The sequence below is a fragment of the Streptomyces sp. NPDC036984 genome (assembly GCF_055607665.1).
Genome location: NZ_JBVJRL010000002.1, coordinates 182,152 through 200,047 on the forward strand (window position 1 = coordinate 182,152; position 17,896 = coordinate 200,047).

The following is a 17,896-nucleotide window of genomic DNA, read 5'->3' on the forward strand; positions in this document are numbered from 1 at the left end:
GACACCGTACGGATCGGAACGATCGCAGAGACCGTACCGGGGCCCGGCGGCGGACGTCCTCCGCCGGCCACGTCGTGCGTCTGGGTTCGTCCCGTGCGGGCACGCGGAGGGTGACCGCCCGGGGCGCGCCGGTCACTGCCACGGAGGAGGGGAGACGCAGACCATGGGGACCGTGGTACACGTCCCGCAGACGCGGGACATGATCGGGGACGAGCTCTCCGGCGACGAGGCGTTCACCGCGCTGCGGCGGTACGGGGGCGCTCGGCTGCTGATCGACGCCTTCTCCCGGTTCCGCTACGCCGACGGCTTCACCAACGCGCGGGCCCTGGGCTTCCAGATCGTGCTGGGCATGGTGCCGTTCACCATCGCGCTCGTCGGCCTCGCCACGGCCGCGCACACGGAGAGCGTGGGGCGGATCATCGAGCTGACCCTGGGCAGAATCGTGCCGGGCGCCAGCGCCGACGTGATCCGGGAGGCGCTGCGCGGCACCCGCCGCACCGCCGGCTCCGACGTGTGGAGCACGGTCGCGCTCTGGCTGGGCCTGGTCTTCTCCGTCCTCAACCTCGCCTCGGCCATGGGCCAGGTCGAGCGGGGCGCCAACCGCATCTACGGCATCGAGCGGGACCGGCCCTTCCCCCGGAAGTACGGCCGGGCCGTGCTCCTCGCCTTCGCCGCCGGCGTCCCGATGGTCCTGGGTTTCCTCGTCCTGGTCGCGGGCGAGGCCGTCGGCGCCGCGACGGCGGAGGCGTGGGGCCGGCCCGGGCCCCCGGCGTGGTGGGGCGCCCTCGACGTGCCCGTGGGCACGGCCCTCGCCTGGGTGGCCTCCGCCGTCGTCTTCCGCTGGTCGCCGCGCCGCAACCAGCCCGGCTACACCTGGCTGGCGTTCGGTTCGGCCGTCCACCTGGTGCTGTGGGTCGCCACGACCTGGCTGCTGACGCTCTACGTCTCCCGCAGTGGCTCCTTCGGCGCCGTGTACGGCCCTCTCACGGCCTTCGTGGCCCTGCTGCTGTGGGCCAACCTGACGGGTGTCGCCCTGTTCCTGGGCATCGCGTTCGCCGCCCAGCTGGAAGCGGCCCGTGCCGGCCTGGGCCGGGCCGTGAAGCCGGACCCGGGGCCGGGACCCTGACGCCGGCGCGGTCCGCCGGCCCTCCCGCGCCCGCACGTGGTCAGGACCCGACGATGCGGCGCACGTTGTCGACCGAGCCGCAGCCGGCCTTCAGCTGTCGCTCACGCTCCTCCCCGAACGCCGCGCCCAGCTCCTCGCGCCGTTCCATGGCCACGTTCTCCCGCGCGCCGTTGAGGATGGTGCGTTCCTCCTCGTCGGCGTGGTGGGTGACGGCCTGCACCAGTTCCTCCAGCTTCTCGTCCCACTCCTCGGAGCCGACCTCGTCGACCTCCAGGAGGGCCAGCAGGGCCTGGTTGCCCTCGTCGTGCTCGTGCTCGCCGTGCTCGACCTCTTCGTCGTCGATGTTCTTGTACCGCTTCAGGGCGGGGTAGACCTTGGCCTCCTCGGCCAGCGCGTGGGCGATCAGCAGGTCCGCGAACTCGCGGAGCGCGGCCGACCGGTCGGCTTCGACGCTGCGCATCAGGCGGAACAGGTCCTCCATGCGCCGGTGGTCCTGGAGGATGAGCTCGACGACGTCCTGTGTCTCGGCCATGGGAGAGGCACCACCTTCGGGCGAACGGCACTTCCGTGCCAACGGACGGGTCCCTACCGCCTACCCTCACTGTCCGCGTTGATTGCCTTGCGGCTCCGCGCTGTACCTTCGTCATCACGCGGAGGAGGAGAGTGAACGTGAGCAAGTTCGTGCGGCCCGCGGCCGAGGGCGCGGATCCCTTCGGGACGGCCCGTCTGCGTCGCGGTGTCCTCGACGCCTGGGCGACCAGCCCCGCCCGGTTCCGGGAGGACGCCAACGCCGAGGAGGACCTCGTCCTGGGCGGCTACCGGGACCGGCTCGTGGTCGAGCTGGCCCAGAACGCCGCCGATGCCGCCGCCCGGGGGAAGGTGCCGGGCCGGTTGCGGCTCACCCTCCGCGACGGGGTCCTCGTGGCCGCGAACACCGGCGCCCCGCTGGACGCGACCGGTGTCGAGTCGCTGTCCACGCTGCGGGCCTCCGCGAAGCGGGACGTCGAGGCGACGCACGGTGCCGTCGGCCGGTTCGGCGTCGGTTTCGCCGCCGTCCTCGCGGTGACGGACGAGCCGGCGATCGTCGGACGGCACGGCGGGGTCCGCTGGTCCCTCGCCGAGGCCCGGGAGCTGGCCGCCGACACCGCCCGGCACAGCCCCGGCCTGGGCGACGAAGTACGGCGCCGGGACGGGCACGTGCCGCTGCTCCGGCTGCCCTTCGCCGCCGAGGGCACCGCTCCGGAGCCGTACGACACCGCCGTCATCCTGCCCCTGCGGGACGCCGCCGCCGCCGATCTCGCCGAGCGGCTGCTCGCCGCGATCGACGACGCCCTGCTCCTCGCCCTGCCGGGGCTGGCGGAGGTCGTCGTGGAGATCAACGGCGAGGCCCCCCGCACGCTCAGCCGGCGCACCGACGGCCCCTTCACGGTCGTCGAGGACTCCCGCGACGGCATCACGAACTGGCGTACCGCCTCCGCGCACGGGGCGCTGACTCCCGACCTGCTCGCCGACCGGCCCGTGGAGGAGCGGCTGCGCCCCCACTGGTCGGTGACCTGGGCCGTTCCCGTCGACGCCTACGGCGCCCCGGTCCGCCCCCGCACCAGCCCGGTCGTGCACGCTCCGACCCCCAGCGACGAGCCCCTGGGCGTGCCCGCGCTGCTCATCGCCTCCCTCCCCCTCGACACCACCCGCCGGCACACCGCCCCCGGCCCCCTCACCGACTTCCTGGTGCAGCGCGCGGCCGACGCCTACGCCGAGCTGCTCGCCGAGTGGCGGCCGGTGACGGAGGGGCTCATCGACCTCGTGCCCGGACCGCTCGGCAAGGGCGAGCTGGACGGGGCACTGCGGCAGGCCGTCCTCGAACGGCTGCCCCGGACCGCCTTCCTCCCCCCGGCCGTCGAGGCGAAGAGGGACGACGAGCTGCCGGAGGCGCTGCGGCCCCGGGACGCCGAGGTCGTGGAGGGGGCCGGGGCCGACACCGTGCGGGTGCTCGCCGAGGTGCTGCCCACCCTGCTCCCGGCCGGTCTTGAGCGGCGCGTCGAGCTGCGGACCCTCGGCGTCGCCCGGCTGCCGCTCGCCGATGCCATCGACCGGCTCGCCGGGCTGGAGAAGGACCCCGAGTGGTGGTGGCGGCTGTACGACAGCCTCGCCGGCGTCGACCCGGACCGGCTGTCCGGGCTGCCGGTGCCCCTGGCGGACGGCCGTACGACCATCGGGCCCCGGCAGGTGCTGCTGCCCACGCCCGAAGCCGCCCGGATCGACGCGGACGTCCTCGGACGGCTCGGCCTGAAGGTCGCCCACGAGGATGCCGCGCATCCGCTGCTGGAGAAGCTGGGCGCGCTGCCCGCGACCCCGCGCGCGGTGCTGACCACCCCTCAGGTGCGGGCCGCCGTGGCGGGCTCCCTGGAGGAGGACGGCGGCCTCGGCTGGGAGGAGGACGCGCCGGACCCCGAGGAGCTGGCCGACACCGTGCTCGCTCTCGTCCGGGACGCCGGCCTGGAGCCGGGGGACGAGCCCTGGCTGGGTGCTCTCGCGCTGCCGGACGAGGACGGGGAACCGGCGCCCGCCGGCGAGCTGGTGTTCCCCGGCAGCCCCTTCGCCCGGGTCATCCGGGAGGGCGAACTGGCCGCCGTGGACGCGGAGTTGGCGGAGAAGTGGGGCGAGCAGCCGCTCGCCGCGTGCGGGGTGCTCGCCGACTTCGCGCTCGTCCGCGCCACCGACGTGGTCCTCGACCCGGACGAACTGGAGCCCCGCGAGGGCGACTACGCCGAGCCCGACGACGCGGGTCTGCTGGACGCCGTGGACGTGTGGTGCGAGGACATCCTCGACCGGTTCCCGGACAGCCCGGTGCCGCCGGTCGCCACCGAACTCGTCGCCGTACGCGACCTGGACCTGGTGGACGACGACCACTGGCCCGAGGCGCTCGCCCTGCTGGCCCGCCCGCCGCTGCGGGACGCGCTGACCCAGCCCGTGCGGATCCTGCTGCCCGACGGCACCCACGAGGTCGTACGGCCGTACACCGCCTGGTGGCTGCGCGGGCACCCGGTGCTCGACGGGCGGCGCCCGGCGGGGCTGCTCGCCGCCGGCGGTGACCCGCTCCTGCGGGGCCTGTACGACGAGGCCGACGCCACCGGGTTCGAGGACGAGCAGGTGCTGCGGGCGCTCGGCGTGCGCACCTCCGTCGGCGCGCTGCTGGACGAGCCCGGCGGTGCCGCCGAGCTGCTGGACCGGCTCGCCGACCCGGAGCGGCCGGTCACGGCCGCCCAACTGCACGGGCTGTACGGTGCGTTGGCGGAGCTGGACCCCGATCAGGTGACCCTGCCGGACGAGCTGCGGGCCGTCGTGGACGGACGCGTGGAGGTGGTGGACGCCGGCCGGGCCGTCGTGGTCGACTCGCCGGACCTGCTGCCGTTCACCTCCGGGGTGCCGCTGCTGCCGGTCCGGCCGGCGCGGGCCGCCGAGCTGGCCGAGCTGTTCCAGGTGCGGCGGCTGAGCGAGTCCGTCACCGGCGAGGTGCACTCCGAGGGGACCGAGCACGACGTACCCGACCCGGTGCGGGTGCTGCTCGGGCCGCGGACGCCTCGGACCTACGTCGAGCACGAGGAACTCGTCGTGGACGGCGTGGAGATCGACTGGCGGCTGACCGACGACGGTGTGTTGCACGCGGCCACCCTGGAGGGGGTCGCCGCGGGGCTGGCGTGGGCGGCGGGGCAGTGGCCGCGGCGGTTCGAGGTGGCCGCGCTGCTGGAGGACCCGTCGCGGACGGAGGAGTTGGCGCGGGACCGCTGGTTCGACTGATCTCGGCCAGTCGCCGCTCGAACATCTCCTTACGAAAATTTCACCGGTAGTACAACCTTTCACATTGTCCCCACGTCACATCTGCGGAGTCGCCTGACTCCCCAGATCTGAACGTGGGGACAACACATGCGCATCCGAGCCTCTGTCGCCGTCGTCGGCGGCGCTCTGGCCATGTCCGCTCTCGCCGTGCCGGCCGCGCAGGCCGACGGCGGCTACGGCGACACGAAGATCACCAAGGTGGTCGTGGACGGCGACAACAAGGTGCAGATCGGCACCTCCAGCCCCGTGACCATCAAGGTCAGCGTCACGGCGACGGACAACTCGGGTATCAAGGGCGCCCAGCCGTTCGACCTGAAGGGCCCCGGCTACGGCTGGGAGATGACCGGCACGCCGAGCTGCACCGTCGTCAACGCCACCACGTCCACCTGCACCGCCTCGGTGAAGCTCGACCCGAAGGTCGACTATCTGAGCAACAGCAACGCCGGCACCTGGTACGTCGGTGCCTGGATCGACGCCGAGGACGACGACTTCGTCTCGCAGGACAAGGCCGGCTCCTTCTCCTTCCAGCGCGCCGCCAAGCTCACCGTCAACGCCGCCCCGGAGCCGGTGAAGAAGGGCAAGACCCTCACCGTCACCGGTGCTCTCACCCGCGCCAACTGGGAGTCGCTGAAGTACGGCGGCTACGGCTCGCAGTCCGTGAAGCTCCAGTTCAAGAAGAAGGGCGCCAGCAGCTACACCACGCTGAAGACCGTCAAGGCGGACTCCAAGGGCAACCTGAAGACCACCACCACCGCCACGGCCGACGGCTACTACCGCTTCTCCTTCGCGGGCAACGCGAGCACCTCGGCGGTCAGCGCCGCGGGTGACTTCGTCGACGTGCAGTAAGCGGCCGTGCAGTAAGCGGCCGGACCCACAGCATCACCACCACTCAGGGACCACACATGCGTTTTCGTGCCACCGTGGCCGCCGTCTCCGGCGCCCTGGCCCTCTCCGCCCTCGCCCTCCCGGCCGCGCACGCGGCGGACGGCGGCTCGTCCTACCGCGCCGACGCCCTCAAGGCCGTCGCGCAGCACGCCTCGGGCAAGGCGGGCTTCACCGCCACCTCGGCGCCGATCGGCGACCTGGACGTGTCGTTCTCCGACTTCAAGATCACCAAGGCGATCAAGGTCGGTACGACCAACAAGGTCACCACCTGGGTCACCTACAAGCTGACCCACGCCGCCGACATCGACGTCACCGACGGCAGTGTCCTGACCGGTCCGCTGATCTACCGCGGCTCCTCCGAGAACCCGGAGAACGTCCAGGGCGGCGAGGACCCGGCCACCTGCGTCGACGTCACGTCGACGACGGCCACCTGCAAGGGCCCGATCGACATCAACCCGCGCGAGACCGACGCCGACCTGAAGCTGCGCAACTCCCAGGCCGGCACCTGGCACGGCGCGGGCCTCGCCCTCGACTTCGAGAACGAGAAGACCGCCGTCCAGTTCGACCTCGGCACCACCCTGCTGCAGCGCAACTCCACGCTGACGGTCAACGCCTCCCCGGAGCCGGTGAAGAAGGGCAAGACCCTCACCGTGACGGGCAAGCTCTCCCGCGCCAACTGGGAGGACCACACGTACCACGGCTACACCGGCCAGTCCGTGAAGCTCCAGTTCCGCCAGAAGGGCTCCAGCACCTACACCACGCTGAAGACCCTCAAGACGGACTCCACGGGCAGCCTGAAGACCACCAGCACCGCCACGGCCGACGGCTACTACCGCTTCTCCTTCGCGGGCACCACGACCACCCCGGCGGTCAGCGCCGCGGGTGACTTCGTCGACGTGCAGTAAGCGGCACCCCCGGTCCGGTCCCGGGAGCGGATGCCGCTCCCGGGACCGGAACGTTTTCTCTCAGTTGTGTCATGCGCGGGTAAGCCGCGCGGAAAATCTGGCCGGAAAACAGTCTTGCCGTACAACCTGCCGCATGCGTCGTGGATCAAACCGTCCGAGTCGACCGACTCCACGATCACTTCTCCCTCCAGGGGAACGCACATGCGCATACGTGCCACCGTGGCCGCCGTCTCCGGCGCCCTGGCCCTCTCCGCCCTCGCCGTCCCGGCCGCGCACGCCACCGGTGACGCGGGCACGCCGTACACGCTGAACGTCAGCTTCTCCGACGTCACCCTCGCGGGGGCGATCAAGGTCGGCACCACCAGCAAGGTGAGCACCACCTACTCGTACACGCTGACGTACGGCTCCGACGTGAACATCGCCGCGGACGACTTCTACACCGACGCCTTCCTCTACAAGGGTTCGTACGACGACCCGACCGCCGAGCTGTACGGCGACAATCCGGCGACCTGCACCGCCACCTCGGCGACGACGGCCACGTGCAAGGGCACGGTCGACATCTACCCCGGCGACGGCGATCTGCAGAATGCCTGGGCCGGTTCCTGGGGCGTGGCCGCCGAGGCGATCGCCTTCAACGGCCAGGACCCGGAGAACCCGGACCTGAGCAAGGTCGGCTACAAGGACCAGAGCGGCCTCGGCAGCACCCTGGTGCAGCGCTACTCCAAGCTCACGGTGAACGCGGGCCCCGAGCCGGTCGGCAAGGGCAAGACGCTCACGGTGACGGGCAAGCTGACCCGGGCCAACTGGGAGGACCACCAGTACCACGGCTACTCCGGCCAGCCGGTCAAGCTCCAGTTCCGCAAGGCGGGCACGACCACGTACACCACCGTCAAGACCGTGTACACGGACTCGTACGGCAACCTGAAGACCACCACCACCGCGAACTACGACGGCTACTGGCGGTACAGCTTCGCGGGCACCTCGACCACCCCGGCGGTCAGCGCCACGGGCGACTACGTCGACGTGCAGTAACACCCGTCTCAGGCCGGGAAGCGGCGGTCGACCCATCTCCACAGGTATTCCAGGGCGGCCGCCGCCAGCACCGCCACGCCGACCGCCGTCCACGGCAGTGTCACGCCGACCAGCTTGAGCGCGAAGAAGTCCTGGAACGCGGGGATCGCGAGGACGAGCAGGAAGGCCACGGCCATCGCGGCCACCAGGACCACCCGCCACCAGGTGTAGGGGCGGGCGATGATCGCCAGCACCCACAGGGAGATCAGGAACAGGGTCAGGGTGGCCGCACTCGTCTCCGCGTCCAGAGCACCGGGTCCGGCGTAGTGGTGCCGGGCGAGCAGGTACGTCACGAAGGTCGCCGCCCCGGCCATCAGGCCGCCGGGGACCGCGTAGCGCATCACCCGGCGCACGAAGTGCGGTCTGGCCCGCTCCGTGTTGGGGGCGAGGGCCAGGAAGAAGGCCGGGACACCGATGGTGAGCGTGGAGAGCAGGGTCAGGTGCCGGGGCAGGAAGGGGTACTCCACCTGCCAGCACACCACCAGCACCGCGAGCAGCACCGAGTAGACCGTCTTCACCAGGAACAGCGTCGCCACCCGCGTGATGTTGCCGATCACCCGGCGCCCCTCCGCGACCACCGAGGGCAGGCTCGCGAAGCTGTTGTTCAGCAGCACGATCTGCGCCACCGCACGGGTCGCCTCCGAGCCGGAGCCCATGGCCACGCCGATGTCCGCGTCCTTCAGCGCGAGCACGTCGTTCACGCCGTCCCCGGTCATCGCGACCGTGTGCCCGTGCGACTGGAGCGCGCCGACCATGTCCCGCTTCTGCCGCGGGCTGACCCGTCCGAAGACGGTGCCCGCGTCGAGGGCCTGCGCCATCGCCGGCCGGTCGGCGGGCAGCTGCCGCGCGTCCACCGCCGACCCCGCCAGCCCCAGCTTCGCGGCGACCGCGCCGACCGACACCGCGTTGTCACCGGAGACGACCTTGGCGCGGACGTTCTGCTCCGCGAAGTAGCGCAGGGTGTCGGAGGCGTCGGGCCGCAGCCGCTGTTCCAGGACGACCAGCGCGGTGGGGCGGGCGCCCCGGGCCGGTTCGGCGTCGTCCAGGTCGCGGTGGGCACGGGCCAGCAGCAGGACGCGCAGACCCTGCTCGTTGAGGCGCTCGGTCTCGGCCAGGGCCGGATCCTCGGCGGCGAGCAGGACGTCGGGGGCGCCCAGCAGCCAGGTGCTGGTCTCGCCGTCGCCCTCGCTGAACGCGGCCCCGCTGTACTTGCGGGCGGAGGAGAACGGCAGCGACTCCACGCAGCGCCAGTCCTCGCTGTCCGGGTAGGCGTCGATGATCGCCTGGAGGGAGGCGTTCGGGCGCGGGTCGGACTCGCCGAGCGCGCCGAGCACCTTGCACACGTACGTCTCGTCCGCCCCGTCCAGCGGCCGTAGCCCGGTGACGTCCATGCCGCCCTCGGTGAGCGTGCCGGTCTTGTCCAGGCAGACGGTGTCGACGCGGGCCAGGCCCTCGATGGCCGGCAGCTCCTGCACCAGGCACTGCTGACGGCCGAGCCGGATGACGCCGATCGCGAAGGCCACGGAGGTGAGCAGCACCAGCCCCTCGGGGACCATCGGGACGATCCCGCCGACCGTGCGGGCGATGGCGTCCTTGAGCCCGTAGTCCTTGACGGCGAGCTGGGTGACGACGAGTCCGAGCGCCGCCGGGACCATCATCCAGGTGACGTACTTGAGGATCGTGGAGATGCCGGTGCGCAGCTCGGAGTGGACGAGCGTGAAGCGGGACGCCTCCTCGGCGAGCTGGGCGGCGTAGGCCTCGCGGCCGACCCTGGTGGCCTGGAAGGCGCCGCCGCCCGCGACCACGAAGCTGCCGGACATGACCGGGGCGCCGGGGCGTTTGACGACGGGGTCGGCCTCGCCGGTGAGCAGCGACTCGTCGATCTCCAGACCGTCCGCCTCCGCGCACACCCCGTCGACCACGATCTTGTCGCCCGGGCCGATCTCGATGAGGTCGTCCAGGACGATCTCATCGGTGGCCACCTCGGTGGCCACCCCGTCCCGCCGCACCGTCGGCCGGGCCTCCCCGATCAGCGCGAGCGAGTCCAGGGTCTGCTTGGCCCGCCACTCCTGGACGATGCCGATGCCGGTGTTGGCGAGGATGACGAAGCCGAAGAGGCTGTCCTGGATCGGCGCGACGAACAGCATGATCACCCAGAGCACGCCGATGATCGCGTTGAACCGGGTCAGGACGTTCGCCCGGACGATCTGGGCCAGCGACCGGCTGCTGCGCACCGGGACGTCGTTGACGAGACCGCGCTGGACGCGGTCCGCGACTTCGGCACCGGTCAGCCCGGCCGGCCTCTTCGGCAGGGCCACGGGGTGCACGGGGTCGACTTCGGCGCCCGCGTCCATGTGGCTCATGCATTCGACGGTACGTGCGGCCCGGCCCACCCGCCCACCCGACTCGTTCGGCCGGAGAGCGGGCAGGCCGACGGAGCTACTCGGTCGCCGCCGACTCCGGCGCCGCCGCCCTCTTGAGCGCCGCGTCCCTCCTGCGCACGTACCAGACCCCGATCAGCCCCAGTCCGCCCCCGGCCAGGCAGGTCCACAGCCACCAGAGGTGACCGTGGTCGTCGTACCAGCCGTAGAAGGGGAGCTGGACCAGGAAGAGGACGAACCACACGATCGTGCCGCCGGTGATCGTGGCGACCACGGGCCCCTCCAGGGGCTCCGGCGCCTCGTGCTTGGGGGTCCACTTAGCCATGCGCACAGCTTAAGCGCCGCCCGTGTCTACGCGCGGAGATAGCGATCTGGCACTCATACGTTCATACTGAAACCGTTTGTCTTTGACCGCTTCTGATCGTATGAAACTCCAACGGGGCTCGGGGGAACCCCGCTGGGGATGAGGTCTTCCATGTCCACCTCGGCACCCGCCAAGGTCCCCACCCCCGAGAAGCCGGGCGGTTCGGCCGCTTACGGCCCCCTCGACCGCTACTTCCGGATCTCCGAGCGCGGCAGCACCGTCGCCCGCGAGGTCCGCGGCGGTTTCGCCACCTTCTTCGCGATGGCGTACATCATCGTGCTGAACCCGATCATCTTGGGCAGCGCGAAGGACATGTACGGACACCACCTGGACAACGGCCAGCTGGTGACGGCCACCGCGCTGACGGCCGCGTTCGCCACCCTGCTGATGGGCGTCATCGGCAACGTGCCGATCGCCCTCGCCGCCGGCCTCGGCGTGAACTCGGTCGTCGCGCTCCAGCTCGCCCCGCGCATGTCCTGGCCGGACGCGATGGGCATGGTCGTACTGGCCGGTTTCGTGGTGATGCTGCTGGTCGCCACCGGTCTGCGCGAGCGCGTGATGAACGCCGTGCCGTTCGGCCTGCGCAAGGCGATCTCGATCGGTATCGGCCTGTTCATCATGCTGATCGGCCTGGTCGACTCCGGCTTCGTCACCCGGATGCCGGACGCGGCCCAGACCACCGTCCCGGTGCAGCTCGGCACGGGCGGTCACCTCACCGGCTGGCCGGTGCTGGTCTTCATCCTGGGTGCGCTGCTCACCTTCGCGCTGATCGTCCGCAAGGTGCCCGGCGCGATCCTCATCTCCATCGTCGGCATGACCGTCCTCGCGGTGATCGTCAACGCGGTCGCCACGATCCCTTCCTGGGGTCTGACGGTCCCGAAGTGGCCCGGCAACCCGGTCGCCACGCCCGACTTCGGCCTGGTCGGCCAGGTCAGCCTGTTCGGCGGCTTCTCCAAGGTCGGTGTGCTGACCGGCATCCTCTTCGTGTTCACGGTCCTGCTGTCGTGCTTCTTCGACGCGATGGGCACGATCATGGGCATCAGTGACGAGGCCAAGCTGACCGACGCCCAGGGCTACATGCCCGGCATCAACAAGGTCCTGCTCGTCGACGGCCTCGCGGTCGCGGCGGGCGGCGGCACCTCCTCCTCGGCCACCACCGCCTTCGTGGAGTCCACGGCGGGCGTCGGCGAGGGTGCCCGGACCGGTCTCGCGAACGTCGTCACGGGCGGTCTCTTCGCCGTGGCGCTCTTCCTCACGCCGATCGCCACGATGGTCCCGTCCCAGGCGGCCACCCCGGCGCTGATCGCGGTGGGCTTCCTGATCCTGTCGAACTCCGTCAAGGAGATCGACTGGGCGGACTACACCATCGCGATCCCGGCCTTCGTGACGATGCTCATGATGCCGTTCACCTACTCGATCACGAACGGCATCGGCATGGGCTTCATCACCTTCGTGGTGCTGCGCCTGGCCGCCGGCCGGGCCCGGGAGATCCCGGCGCCGATGTACGTCGTCTCGGCGGTCTTCGCCTTCTACTACCTGATGCCGGCCCTGGGCCTCACCTGAGCCCGCGCGGGGGCCGTCAGGTGACCCCGTAGAACCTCTCCGTCTCCTCGACGGCGGTCTGGAACCGCTCGTCGAAGTCATCCCGAATGAGCGTCCGGACGACATAGTCCTGGACGCTCATTCCTCTTCTGGCCGCGTGGCGCCGGAGCCTTTCGAGCAGCTCCCCGTCCATCCGCAGGCTGAGCACACTGGTCCCCATGCGTACGAGGGTCGCCACATCCGGCCGCCGTGTGCGTCACTTTCCAGAACCGGCTCACTCATATGGGTGACCGAAGGGTTCAGTGGCGGGCGTCACGGGCAGCGGCGGCGTGTCCGAGTGGTATTTAGCGAGAGTAATGAGTTACGCTAAAGAACATGCCGGACCTTACGCATGGCGACGACGCTGCCGCCGTGAACGCCCTCCGCTCCGCCGTGATGCGGCTGTCCCGTCGGCTCAAGCACCAGCGGGTCGACGAATCGCTGAGCCCCACCGAGATGTCGGTGCTCGGCACCCTCGCCCGCTGCGGCAGTGCCACCCCGGGCGAGCTCGCCCGCAAGGAGCACGTCCAGCCGCCGTCGATGACCCGCATCGTCGCGCTGCTCGAAGCCAAGGGACTGGTCCGGCTGGAGCCGCACCCCGAGGACCGGCGCCAGAAGGTCGTCACCCAGACCGAGCAGGCCGAGGCCATGCTCGAGGAGAGCCGCCGCAAGCGCAACGCCTTCCTGGCCGGCCTGGTCGAGGGCCTCGACGAGGACGAGTGGGCCGCCCTGCGCGCCGCCGCCCCCGTGCTGGAGAAGCTCGCACACCTGTAAGCGCACCACCGAAGGAGGCGACGTCTTTTGAGTACGGGATCCGGAACACCTTCCGCCCCCGCACCGAGCCACACCACCCCCGTTTCCCGTAAGTCCTCGATGTTCAGCTCGCTGAAGATCCGGAACTACCGCCTCTTCTTCGCCGGCCAGGTCGTCTCCAACACCGGCACCTGGATGCAGCGCATCGCCCAGGACTGGCTGGTCCTCGGCCTCACCGGCTCTTCCGCGGCCGTCGGCATCACGACGGCCCTCCAGTTCCTGCCGATGCTGCTGTTCGGGCTGTACGGCGGTGTCCTGGTGGACCGCCTGCCCAAGCGGCCCACGCTGCTGGTCACCCAGTCCGCGATGGCCGTCACCGGTCTCGCACTCGCCGCGCTGACCCTCTCCGGCCATGTCCAGGTCTGGCACGTCTACGTCGCCGCCTTCGCCGTCGGCCTCGCCACGGTGGTCGACAACCCGGCCCGCCAGTCCTTCGTCTCCGAGATGGTCGGCCCCGACCAGCTGCAGAACGCGGTCAGCCTGAACTCGGCGAACTTCCAGTCCGCCCGGCTGGTCGGCCCCGCCGTCGCCGGCCTCATGATCACCGGAGTGGGCACCGGCTGGGCGTTCCTCGCCAACGGCCTGTCCTTCGCCGCGCCCATCGCCGGACTGCTGCTGATGCGCGCCCGCGAACTGCACGTGGTCGAGCGCGCGCCGCGCGGCAAGGGCCAGCTGCGCGAGGGCCTCCGCTACGTCGCGAAGCGGCCGGAGCTGATCTGGCCGATCGTCCTGGTCGGCTTCATCGGCACCTTCGGCTTCAACTTCCCGGTGTGGCTGTCCGCCTACGCGGACGACGTCTTCGACGCCGGAGCCGGCGCCTACAGCCTCTTCAACACCCTGATAGCCGTCGGCTCCCTGGTCGGCGCCCTGCTGGCGGCCCGGCGCGGCACGGCCCGGCTGCGCGTCCTGATCGCCGCCGCGCTGGCCTTCGGCGTGCTGGAGATGGTGGCCGCGGCGGCCCCGCAGTACTGGCTGTTCGCCCTGCTGATGGTCCCGATCGGCGTCTTCGGCCTCACGGTGAACGTCACCGCGAACACGGCCGTGCAGATGGCCACCGACCCGGCCATGCGCGGCCGCGTGATGGCCCTGTTCATGATGGTGTTCATGGGCGGTACGCCGCTGGGCGCGCCGGTCGTCGGCTGGATCACCGACACCTACGGCGCCCGGATCGGCTTCCTGGCCGGCGGTGTGGTGTCGGCCGCCGCGGCCGGCGTGGTCGGCCTGGTCCTGGCCCGCATCGGCGGCCTGCGGCTCTCGGTCGGCTGGCACCACGGCCACCCGCGGGTCCGCTTCGTCCCGCGCGATCGCGAGCAGCTGGCGACGGCCGCGTGAGCGTTCCGGAGGGTCCGCTCCCGGACCCTCCGGAACGCCGGCGGCCATGGGCCCGTCCCGCCCGCCGGGTTCTGGGATCGTGAGGTCCATGAGACTCTTCGCCGCCGTACTGCCTCCGGAGGACATCGCGGACGAGATCGCCGCGGAAGTGGCCCGCTTGAGGCGGCTGCCGGGCGCCGACCGGCTGCGCTGGACAGGCCGTCCCGGCTGGCACTTCACCCTCGCCTTCTACGGCGAGGTCGCCGACGACGTGGTACCCGGCCTGTCGGACCGTCTGGCCCGCGCGGCCCACCGGGCGGGCCCCTTCTCCCTCGCCGTCGCGGGCGGCGGCCAGTTCGGCCAGGGCCGCGCGCTGTGGGCGGGCGCCCGGGGAGACGTGGAGGCGCTGCGGCTGCTGGCCGACCGGGCGGAGGCGGCGGCACGCAAGGCCGGGGTGCCGATGGGGGAGCACCGGCGCTACAAGGCCCATCTCACGCTGGCCCGCAGCCGGGGCCCGGCCGACGTACGCCCGCAGGTGGACCTGCTCCGGGAGTTCGCCGGCCGGACCTGGACCGTGACCGACCTGGCGCTGGTGCGCAGCAACCTGCCGAAGACCGGCGTGCCCGGCGAGCAGCCCCGGTACGAGACGGTCGCCCGCTGGGCACTGGGCGCGGCCGGTTAGTCTCACTTACGTGGAACCGAAAACCCGTAACCGGATCATGGCCGGTGCGCTTGTGCTGATGTTCGTCGTGGTGGCTGTGGCTTCGGCCGTCAGATAGCGGTGCGGGTTCTGTGCACCCGGGGGCGGGGAACCGCGGCTGCTTCGGCGGCTGCGAGCCGTCCGTGGCCGGTCGCGCCCACGCGGCGCAGCCGCACATCAGACGCAGTCCCGCGCCCCTTCGGGGCGCTTACCAGGCGAAGGCTTCCGGGGACGGGCCCGGACCCGGGAAGATCTCGTCCAGGGCGCTCAGCAGTTCCTCGCTCAGCTCCAGCTCCACGGCCCTGAGCGCCGACCCGAGCTGCTCGGCGGTGCGCGGGCCGACGATGGGGCCGGTCACGCCGGGCCGGGTCAGCAGCCAGGCCAGCGCCACCTCGCCGGGCTCCAGACCGTGTTTGTCGAGCAGGTCCTCGTACGCCTGGATCCGGGCGCGGGCCGCCGGATCGCCCAGGGTGTCGGCGGCCCGGCCGGAGGCGCGGCGGCCGCCCTGGACCTCCTTCTTGATGATCCCGCCCAGCAGACCGCCGTGCAGCGGCGACCACGGGATGACACCGAGGCCGTACTCCTGCGCGGCCGGGATGACCTCCATCTCGGCGCGCCGCTCGGCGAGGTTGTACAGGCACTGCTCGCTGACCAGGCCGATGGTGCCGCCGCGGCGGGCGGCGGCCTCGTTGGCCTGGGCGATCTTGTAGCCGGGGAAGTTGCTGGAGCCGGCGTAGAGGATCTTGCCCTGCTGCACCAGGACGTCGATCGCCTGCCAGATCTCCTCGAACGGGGTGTTCCGGTCGATGTGGTGGAACTGGTAGACGTCGATGTAGTCCGTTTGCAGCCGCTTCAGGCTGGCGTCCACCGCGCGCCGGATGTTCAGCGCGGAGAGCTTGTCGTGGTTGGGCCAGGCGGCCTCGCCGTCGGCGGCCATGTTGCCGTACACCTTGGTGGCGATGACGGTCTTGTCGCGCCGCTCGCCGCCCTTGGCGAACCAGTTGCCGACGATGGACTCGGTCCGCCCCTTGTTCTCCCCCCAGCCGTACACGTTGGCGGTGTCGAAGAAGTTGATGCCTGCGTCCAGCGCCGCGTCCATGATCGTGTGGCTGTCGGCTTCATCGGTCTGCGGACCGAAGTTCATCGTCCCGAGGACGAGTCGGCTGACCTTGAGTCCCGTGCGTCCAAGCTGCGTGTACTTCATGGTTCACCAGCCAACGGCTTGGAGTGCGCTCTATGCAAGGGCGTTGGGGCGCGCGCCCGGTCCGGTGGAGGTGCGGCCGGGCGGGCGCGCGCGGGAGCGGCCGGTCAGCTCGCCGGGTCGCCGAACATGCCGGGCTCGTAGGAGCCTCCCTGGTTGTTCACGATCACGCTGAGCCGGTTGGCCGCGTTGATCAGGGCGACCAGGTAGATCAGCGCGGCGGTCTGGTCGTCGTCGTAGTGCTTGCGGACCTGCGCCCAGGTCTCGTCGGACACGCCCGGGTGGGCGTCGGCGATCCGGGTGCCCTCCTCGGTGAGCGCCAGCGCGGCCCGCTCGGCCTCGGTGAACACGGTGGAGTGGCGCCAGGTGGCCACCAGGTGGAGCCGGACCGCGGTCTCACCGGCCGCCGCGGCCTCCTTGGTGTGCATGTCGGCGCACCAGCCGCAGCCGTTGATCTGGCTGGCGCGCAGCATCACCAGCTCCTGCGTGGCCCTGGGCAGCGTGGACTGGGCGATCGGCTGGCCGACACCGGCGAACCGCTTGCCGAGCCTGGCGCTCAGCTCGTTGGTCATCAGGTTGAAACGGGGTTCCATGGCGTGGTCCTCGTACGTCGATGTGGTGACCGTGCCGATGCGTCGGCGCGGTGTCGTGACGACCACGAGATGCCGGCCGGCCCGCCGGTGTGACGTCGCCGCCATGTGACCTCCGCCACCCGCCGGCGATGTCACACGGCGGCGGTGACCGGGGTCTGGTGCGTGGGACGACGGTCGAGCGTGAAGGGGTGGAGCCGGCGATGAGCGAGCGCTGCGAGCAGGCACGGGACACAGCAAAGTCACAGGCCCCGGACGGCCGTACGGACCGCGCCACCGAGGTGTTCGTGGCCCACCGCAATCTGCTGTTCACCGTGGCCTACGAGATGCTCGGCTCGGCCGCCGACGCGGAGGACGTCCTGCAGGAGACCTGGCTGCGGTGGGCGGGGGTGGATCTCGCCACCGTACGGGAGCAGCGCGCGTACCTGGTCCGGATCGCCACCCGGCAGGCGCTGAACCGGCTGCGCTCGCTCGCTCGCCGCAAGGAGTCCTACGTCGGCCCGTGGCTGCCCGAGCCACTGCTGACCGCGCCGGACGTCGCCGACGACGTGGAGCTGGCCGACAGCGTCTCGATGGCGATGATGCTGGTGCTGGAGACGCTCACCCCGGCCGAGCGGGCGGTGTTCGTGCTGCGCGAGGTGTTCGAGTCGGACTATGCCGAGATCGCGCAGGCCGTCGGGAAGAGTCCGGCCGCGGTCCGGCAGATCGCCCACCGGGCGCGGGCCCACGTCGCCGCCCGCCGGCCGCGCGGGATCGCCTCCCCGGCCGAGGCCCGGGGCGCGCTGGAGGCGTTCCGGCAGGCGGTCGAGACGGGCGATGTGCGGCGCCTGCTCGACGTCCTCGCACCGGATGTGGTGCTCCTGGGGGACGGCGGCGGGGTCGTACCGGCCTCGCTGGTGCCGGTCGTGGGGGCCGATCGGGTGGCCCAGGTGGTGAGCAGGATCGCCGGCACGGTGTCCGTGGAGCCGGCCCACGTCAACGGCTGCCCGGCGCTGATCGTGCGGCTCGACGGGGAGGTCGACACGGTGGTGGCGGTGCGCGTCGACGACGGCCGCGTCACCGGCCTCTACGCCGTGCGCAACCCGGAGAAGCTGACGCGGGTGGAGCGGGAGACACTGCTGTCCAGGTGAG

Annotated in this window: 16 protein-coding genes; 10 read left to right on the forward strand and 6 right to left on the reverse strand. The window is 71.6% G+C overall.

The features are described 5' to 3' along the window. Positions 1–163 precede the first annotated feature (163 nt). Entirely contained in the window at positions 164–1,126 is a 963-nt protein-coding gene (locus ACZ7DL_RS04840; RefSeq protein ID WP_470771428.1) for a YihY/virulence factor BrkB family protein, read from the forward strand. 40 nt (positions 1,127–1,166) lie between these two features. Here the strand turns inward: ACZ7DL_RS04840 and ACZ7DL_RS04845 are convergent, their stop codons facing one another. Next, positions 1,167–1,658: a hemerythrin domain-containing protein gene (locus ACZ7DL_RS04845; RefSeq protein ID WP_470771429.1), complete on the reverse strand. Its 492-nt coding sequence runs from the start codon at positions 1,656–1,658 to the stop codon at positions 1,167–1,169. 137 nt (positions 1,659–1,795) lie between these two features. On the opposite strand from ACZ7DL_RS04845, the gene ACZ7DL_RS04850 reads away from it, so the two are divergent. From ACZ7DL_RS04850 to ACZ7DL_RS04865, 4 genes are all read left to right on the forward strand, one after another. Further along, entirely contained in the window at positions 1,796–4,924 is a 3,129-nt protein-coding gene (locus ACZ7DL_RS04850; RefSeq protein WP_470771430.1) for a sacsin N-terminal ATP-binding-like domain-containing protein, read from the forward strand. Between the two features lie 126 nt (positions 4,925–5,050). Next, a complete protein-coding gene (locus tag ACZ7DL_RS04855; RefSeq protein WP_470771431.1) occupies positions 5,051–5,809 on the forward strand; it encodes a calcium-binding protein in 759 nt (252 codons plus the stop codon). Between the two features lie 56 nt (positions 5,810–5,865). Next, on the forward strand, positions 5,866–6,753 hold the full coding sequence (locus ACZ7DL_RS04860) for a hypothetical protein (RefSeq protein WP_470771432.1): 888 nt from the start codon (positions 5,866–5,868) through the stop codon (positions 6,751–6,753). 201 nt (positions 6,754–6,954) lie between these two features. After that, a complete protein-coding gene (locus ACZ7DL_RS04865; protein ID WP_470771433.1) occupies positions 6,955–7,785 on the forward strand; it encodes a hypothetical protein in 831 nt (276 codons plus the stop codon). A gap of 8 nt (positions 7,786–7,793) precedes the next feature. Here ACZ7DL_RS04865 and ACZ7DL_RS04870 read toward each other — a convergent pair whose 3' ends face one another. Next, positions 7,794–10,187 (reverse strand): HAD-IC family P-type ATPase, encoded by a 2,394-nt coding sequence (locus ACZ7DL_RS04870; RefSeq protein ID WP_470771434.1) that lies wholly within the window; start codon positions 10,185–10,187, stop codon positions 7,794–7,796. A 76-nt stretch (positions 10,188–10,263) separates the two neighbouring features. Beyond that, positions 10,264–10,530 (reverse strand): DUF2530 domain-containing protein, encoded by a 267-nt coding sequence (locus ACZ7DL_RS04875; RefSeq protein ID WP_470771436.1) that lies wholly within the window; start codon positions 10,528–10,530, stop codon positions 10,264–10,266. Positions 10,531–10,680: 150 nt separating this feature from the next. Between ACZ7DL_RS04875 and ACZ7DL_RS04880 the strand changes: the two genes are divergently transcribed. After that, positions 10,681–12,132 (forward strand): NCS2 family permease, encoded by a 1,452-nt coding sequence (locus ACZ7DL_RS04880; protein WP_470771437.1) that lies wholly within the window; start codon positions 10,681–10,683, stop codon positions 12,130–12,132. A 16-nt stretch (positions 12,133–12,148) separates the two neighbouring features. Here ACZ7DL_RS04880 and ACZ7DL_RS04885 read toward each other — a convergent pair whose 3' ends face one another. Then, positions 12,149–12,331, reverse strand: a complete 183-nt coding sequence (locus ACZ7DL_RS04885; protein ID WP_470771438.1) for a ribbon-helix-helix protein, CopG family — start codon at positions 12,329–12,331, stop codon at positions 12,149–12,151. 155 nt (positions 12,332–12,486) lie between these two features. On the opposite strand from ACZ7DL_RS04885, the gene ACZ7DL_RS04890 reads away from it, so the two are divergent. From ACZ7DL_RS04890 to thpR, 3 genes are all read left to right on the forward strand, one after another. After that, positions 12,487–12,924, forward strand: a complete 438-nt coding sequence (locus ACZ7DL_RS04890; RefSeq protein WP_030642980.1) for a MarR family winged helix-turn-helix transcriptional regulator — start codon at positions 12,487–12,489, stop codon at positions 12,922–12,924. 27 nt (positions 12,925–12,951) lie between these two features. Continuing rightward, on the forward strand, positions 12,952–14,295 hold the full coding sequence (locus tag ACZ7DL_RS04895; RefSeq protein ID WP_470771439.1) for an MFS transporter: 1,344 nt from the start codon (positions 12,952–12,954) through the stop codon (positions 14,293–14,295). An 88-nt stretch (positions 14,296–14,383) separates the two neighbouring features. Then, positions 14,384–14,956, forward strand: a complete 573-nt coding sequence (thpR, locus tag ACZ7DL_RS04900; RefSeq protein ID WP_470771441.1) for an RNA 2',3'-cyclic phosphodiesterase — start codon at positions 14,384–14,386, stop codon at positions 14,954–14,956. Positions 14,957–15,182: 226 nt separating this feature from the next. On the opposite strand, the gene ACZ7DL_RS04905 is transcribed toward thpR, so the two are convergent. Together ACZ7DL_RS04905 and ACZ7DL_RS04910 are read right to left on the reverse strand one after the other, a co-directional pair. Further along, positions 15,183–16,178: an aldo/keto reductase gene (locus ACZ7DL_RS04905; protein WP_470771443.1), complete on the reverse strand. Its 996-nt coding sequence runs from the start codon at positions 16,176–16,178 to the stop codon at positions 15,183–15,185. Positions 16,179–16,282: 104 nt separating this feature from the next. After that, on the reverse strand, positions 16,283–16,768 hold the full coding sequence (locus tag ACZ7DL_RS04910) for a carboxymuconolactone decarboxylase family protein (RefSeq protein WP_470771978.1): 486 nt from the start codon (positions 16,766–16,768) through the stop codon (positions 16,283–16,285). A gap of 200 nt (positions 16,769–16,968) precedes the next feature. Here ACZ7DL_RS04910 and ACZ7DL_RS04915 point away from each other — a divergent pair, with 200 nt between their 5' ends. Next, positions 16,969–17,895 (forward strand): RNA polymerase sigma-70 factor, encoded by a 927-nt coding sequence (locus tag ACZ7DL_RS04915; RefSeq protein WP_470771445.1) that lies wholly within the window; start codon positions 16,969–16,971, stop codon positions 17,893–17,895. Position 17,896 lies beyond the last annotated feature (1 nt).

Coding starts and splice junctions, on each gene's coding strand:
- thpR (WP_470771441.1), top strand. CDS start 14,384: ATGAGACTCTTCGCCGCCGTACTGCCTCCGGAGGACATCGCGGACGAG.
- ACZ7DL_RS04885 (WP_470771438.1), bottom strand. CDS start 12,331: ATGGGGACCAGTGTGCTCAGCCTGCGGATGGACGGGGAGCTGCTCGAA.
- ACZ7DL_RS04880 (WP_470771437.1), top strand. CDS start 10,681: ATGTCCACCTCGGCACCCGCCAAGGTCCCCACCCCCGAGAAGCCGGGC.
- ACZ7DL_RS04875 (WP_470771436.1), bottom strand. CDS start 10,530: ATGGCTAAGTGGACCCCCAAGCACGAGGCGCCGGAGCCCCTGGAGGGG.
- ACZ7DL_RS04865 (WP_470771433.1), top strand. CDS start 6,955: ATGCGCATACGTGCCACCGTGGCCGCCGTCTCCGGCGCCCTGGCCCTC.
- ACZ7DL_RS04910 (WP_470771978.1), bottom strand. CDS start 16,768: ATGGAACCCCGTTTCAACCTGATGACCAACGAGCTGAGCGCCAGGCTC.
- ACZ7DL_RS04855 (WP_470771431.1), top strand. CDS start 5,051: ATGCGCATCCGAGCCTCTGTCGCCGTCGTCGGCGGCGCTCTGGCCATG.
- ACZ7DL_RS04905 (WP_470771443.1), bottom strand. CDS start 16,178: ATGAAGTACACGCAGCTTGGACGCACGGGACTCAAGGTCAGCCGACTC.
- ACZ7DL_RS04860 (WP_470771432.1), top strand. CDS start 5,866: ATGCGTTTTCGTGCCACCGTGGCCGCCGTCTCCGGCGCCCTGGCCCTC.
- ACZ7DL_RS04845 (WP_470771429.1), bottom strand. CDS start 1,658: ATGGCCGAGACACAGGACGTCGTCGAGCTCATCCTCCAGGACCACCGG.
- ACZ7DL_RS04915 (WP_470771445.1), top strand. CDS start 16,969: ATGAGCGAGCGCTGCGAGCAGGCACGGGACACAGCAAAGTCACAGGCC.
- ACZ7DL_RS04890 (WP_030642980.1), top strand. CDS start 12,487: ATGCCGGACCTTACGCATGGCGACGACGCTGCCGCCGTGAACGCCCTC.
- ACZ7DL_RS04870 (WP_470771434.1), bottom strand. CDS start 10,187: ATGAGCCACATGGACGCGGGCGCCGAAGTCGACCCCGTGCACCCCGTG.
- ACZ7DL_RS04840 (WP_470771428.1), top strand. CDS start 164: ATGGGGACCGTGGTACACGTCCCGCAGACGCGGGACATGATCGGGGAC.